The organism is Flavobacterium algoris (assembly GCF_048158525.1).
GTDB lineage: Bacteria > Bacteroidota > Bacteroidia > Flavobacteriales > Flavobacteriaceae > Flavobacterium > Flavobacterium algoris.
In genome coordinates this window covers 1-3,628 of record NZ_JBLNKT010000058.1, presented here as the reverse complement: position 1 = coordinate 3,628, position 3,628 = coordinate 1, and the positions used below count along the sequence as shown (strand labels likewise).

Genomic DNA, 3,628 nt, shown 5'->3' with positions numbered 1-3,628 from the left:
GATATGTTTGTTCTCTCATAACTCAATTGGACGGCTTTTTCTTTGAAAGCTTTGTCATAAATTTTGCGCACTTGTTTCATAGGTTAAAATTAAGATTATTTCTTAACTTTCTGTGATTGCTAAGTTAGCATGTCCAAAGTGATCAAAGTAATTAGGGAGAATGACCCAGATAATATTATTCTTGTGGGTTGCCCGCATTGGGATCAGGATATTCATCTTCCAGCTGCAAATCCTATAAAAGGCTGTGATAATCTAATGTACACGATGCATTTTTATGCAGGCACACATGAAAAATGGTTGCGGGACAGAACCGATGAAGCTATAAAAAGCGGATTGCCGGTCTTTGTTTCAGAATGTGCAGGAATGGAAGCTACTGGTGACGGACCTTTGAATTACGTGGCTTGGCAGGAATATATTGATTGGATGGAAGCTAGAAAATTGAGTTGGATTACTTGGTCCGTTTCTGATAAAGAGGAGAGTTGTTCTATTCTAAAAAAATCCGCTAATTCAGATGGTAATTGGAAAGAGGAGGATCTGAAAGAATCAGGAATAAAGGTTCGGGAACTTTTGCGAAAGTATGCTATCAAAAAATAATTAATTTAAAACTCTGAACGCAAGTTTAGAGTTTTTTTTTAAGCAATTTTTAAGCGAACATAAGATTCAAAAGCAAACGGTTTGATTAGATTTGGTAAAATTATTATTGATTTTAAATTTAAATGATTTTATATGTAATTTATGATAATTTGAAGCGTTATTAACGAAATTGAGTTTATAATTATAAAAAATAAGCAATAGTATTGAATTATAAAAATTAAATTATGAATAGAAAAGAGTTTTTTGCAAGAGTAGGATTTGGAGCTGCTGCAGTTTTATTGCCAGCTTGTGTAGCTGGACTAGCAACAAGTTGTTCCAGCGATGGAACAACGTCAGGGACAACAACTGGAGTAGATTTTACTGTGGATGTGAGTTCCGGAACTTTGGCTACTAATGGTGGATTTATGGTTTTGCAAGGAATTGTTATTGCCAGAACACTAGTAGGAGATTTTATAGCAGTTTCGGCTTCATGCACACATGAGGGAACAAGTGTGAATTATAATTCAGGCGGAAATAAATTTGTTTGTCCAAATCATGGAGCACAATTTAGTAGTACAGGAACTGTAACTTTAGGTCCGGCAACCCGTAATTTGACAAAATACAATACTTCATTAAGCGGAAGTACGCTAAGAATTTTTTCATAATAGCTTTGAGGTTATCGAAAAACAAATCTTTTTAACTTTCGAATAAAAGAATCAAGGAATTAATAACCATTTAAATAAAATGATGAGTAAAAAAGTAAAAATAATTTTTGTTTCACTGATTGTAATTGCGCTTGTTGGATTATTGGGATATAATTATGTAATGCATGGAGGTGAAAGAAATTTAACTACAGAAAAGACTGATTTCACTGTTACTTCTGCAAATATTACTGCTGAATTCACAAAAGATATTGAGGTATCAAATAAAAAATACCTAGAAAAAGCAGTTGCAATAACAGGAACTATTACTAGTGTGAATGCAACTGAGGTTATAATAGACAATACTATTATTTGTAATTTAAAAAAACTGGATTCTTCCACCAAAAAAGGCCAAACTGCAACCGTAAAAGGTAGAATTGTTGGCTATGATGATTTAATGGGGGAATTAAAACTGGATCAATGTTTTATAATAATTAATAATTAAATTAAATGAGAATGAAAAACTTTTTAGGTTTTGTGTTTATGTTTTTTATGGTTGGACATGTCTTTGCACAAGATGATTTATTAAATCAGTTGGATACCGTTAAATCAAAAGAAAAGCAAATTGAAACGTCCGCTTTCAAAGGGTTACAAATAGTCAACATGCAATCGACCAAATTACCAACAAAAGGAGAGTGGTATATGGTTGTTTCTCACCGTTTTGGAGATTTGACTAAAGGGCTGGATAATTTTTTTGGATTGGATAATGCCTACACGAAAATTGGTGGCATCTATGGAGCAACTGATTGGTTATCATTAGGTTTTTCAAGACAAACGTATAATAAAACCTATGAGTTAACGGCAAAATATAAATTGGCAAATCAAGAAATAAATGGTTTTCCTGTAACTATAGTTGGTTATAATACGATGGATATTAATAGTGCTTTGAAAACGTCTCAATATCCGTATTTAAAATTCAATAACAGATTAGCTTTTACAACTCAAATACTAGTTTCCAGAAAGTTTTCTGATAAATTTTCATTAGAAATGGCACCAATTTATGTTCATAAAAACTTATATGAAGGAGGATTAGAACAAAAAGATCTTTTGCTGGCAGGTGTTGGTGCGAGATATAAAATAGCCAAAAGATTAAGTGTGAATCTGGAATATGCAGCACGAGTAAATATGCCTGAAAATTTTGTGTCACCTTATCATAATCCACTTTCAGTAGGTCTTGATATTGAAACTGGAGGTCACGTTTTTCAATTGGTTTTCTCCAATAGCCAACCTATGAATGATGTTGCGGTATTTTCTAATACAGCGGGAGATTGGAATGGTGGAAGTATTTATTTTGGATTTAATATGTACCGTGTTTTTTAAAAGTTAAAAGAATAAATTATGAAAAAGATAAAAATATTTTTAATGATTATTGGTACTGTATTTGTAGTTTCATGCGAATCAAATACGTATGATCAGATTTCAGTTCCTGTTACTAATCCAACATATGTTGCAAATGTGCAACCGGTGATTAGAGCAAATTGTACCGGTTGCCATAACTCAGGTGGTCAATTCCCTAATTTAGGAACTTATGACCAGTTAAAGACAGCTATTGTAACCGGAGATGTAATATGTAAAATTGATGGTTCATGCGGATCTATAATGCCTACAGGAGGGAAAATGCCACAAGGAACAATAGATATGATTAAGTTATGGACTGCTAATGGTTTTATAAATCAATAAAAATTATGAAAAAAATAGCGTTTTTAGGATTGTTGGTTTTTGCAGGGAATGTAATGTTTTCTCAAAAAGTGATGACACGTACAGGAGAAATAAAATTTGAAGCTTCAATGCCTGCTTTTGAAGAAATAGCAGCCAAAAACAATATGGTATCGTGTATTCTTGATGAATCTACAGGAGATTTTGTAGCACTGGCTTTGGTGAAAGGATTTAAGTTCAAAGCTCCTTTAATGGAAGAGCATTTTAATGAAAATTATATCGAATCATCTAAATTTCCCAAGTCAACTTTTAAAGGGAAAATTTTAAATTTTGATGCTTCAAAATTATCGGCTGCAAAGACAGTCTATGATTTAGAAGGAGATTTAACTTTGCATGGCGTTACTAAGAAAATCAAAACTAAAATTACTTTAGTTGGAACTGCAGATAAAGTTAATGTTACAAGTAATTTTTCAGTAAAACCGCAGGATTACAATATTGAGATTCCTAGTCTCGTGAAAAATAAGATTGCTGAAAACGTTAAAATTGCAATTAATTTTATACTTCAACCGAAATAGATTGTAGTGTCTAGTCCTGAAAAAACGATACAGGATTAATAAAAAATAAAAGTACAATTTTTAAACAGTAGTAAGCTCCGGTTTACTACTGTTTTTTGTTTTATAGGTTCTCATTTTAATTAT

The 3,628-nt window shown here is 32.1% G+C and carries 6 protein-coding genes; all 6 read left to right on the top strand.

Annotation, left to right across the window (positions count from 1 at the left end; all coding sequences use genetic code 11):
* Positions 1-138: 138 nt before the first annotated feature.
* The 6 genes from ACM55I_RS16265 (at position 139) to ACM55I_RS16240 (ending at position 3,505) form a co-directional block, all read left to right on the top strand.
* Positions 139-594: a cellulase family glycosylhydrolase gene (locus tag ACM55I_RS16265; protein ID WP_416847893.1), complete on the top strand. Its 456-nt coding sequence runs from the start codon at positions 139-141 to the stop codon at positions 592-594.
* A gap of 224 nt (positions 595-818) precedes the next feature.
* Positions 819-1,238, top strand: a complete 420-nt coding sequence (locus ACM55I_RS16260) for a QcrA and Rieske domain-containing protein (protein WP_416847892.1) — start codon at positions 819-821, stop codon at positions 1,236-1,238.
* A gap of 79 nt (positions 1,239-1,317) precedes the next feature.
* Positions 1,318-1,719, top strand: coding sequence for an OB-fold protein (locus ACM55I_RS16255; RefSeq protein ID WP_416847890.1), 402 nt, complete (start codon positions 1,318-1,320; stop codon positions 1,717-1,719).
* Between the two features lie 11 nt (positions 1,720-1,730).
* Entirely contained in the window at positions 1,731-2,594 is an 864-nt protein-coding gene (locus tag ACM55I_RS16250) for a DUF5777 family beta-barrel protein (RefSeq protein ID WP_416847889.1), read from the top strand.
* An 18-nt stretch (positions 2,595-2,612) separates the two neighbouring features.
* The gene (locus ACM55I_RS16245; RefSeq protein WP_416835356.1) at positions 2,613-2,954 is read left to right on the top strand and encodes a hypothetical protein; all 342 of its coding nucleotides are present in this window, start codon (positions 2,613-2,615) and stop codon (positions 2,952-2,954) included.
* 5 nt (positions 2,955-2,959) lie between these two features.
* Positions 2,960-3,505 carry a YceI family protein gene (locus ACM55I_RS16240; protein ID WP_416847887.1) on the top strand — a complete coding sequence of 182 codons (546 nt, stop codon included), beginning with the start codon at positions 2,960-2,962 and terminating at the stop codon, positions 3,503-3,505.
* The last annotated feature ends 123 nt before the right edge of the window (positions 3,506-3,628 follow it).

Bases quoted from the DNA above. Each gene is read 5' to 3' on its own strand.
- ACM55I_RS16240 (WP_416847887.1), top strand. From the start codon at position 2,960: ATGAAAAAAATAGCGTTTTTAGGATTGTTGGTTTTTGCAGGGAATGTA.
- ACM55I_RS16260 (WP_416847892.1), top strand. From the start codon at position 819: ATGAATAGAAAAGAGTTTTTTGCAAGAGTAGGATTTGGAGCTGCTGCA.
- ACM55I_RS16245 (WP_416835356.1), top strand. From the start codon at position 2,613: ATGAAAAAGATAAAAATATTTTTAATGATTATTGGTACTGTATTTGTA.
- ACM55I_RS16250 (WP_416847889.1), top strand. From the start codon at position 1,731: ATGAAAAACTTTTTAGGTTTTGTGTTTATGTTTTTTATGGTTGGACAT.
- ACM55I_RS16255 (WP_416847890.1), top strand. From the start codon at position 1,318: ATGATGAGTAAAAAAGTAAAAATAATTTTTGTTTCACTGATTGTAATT.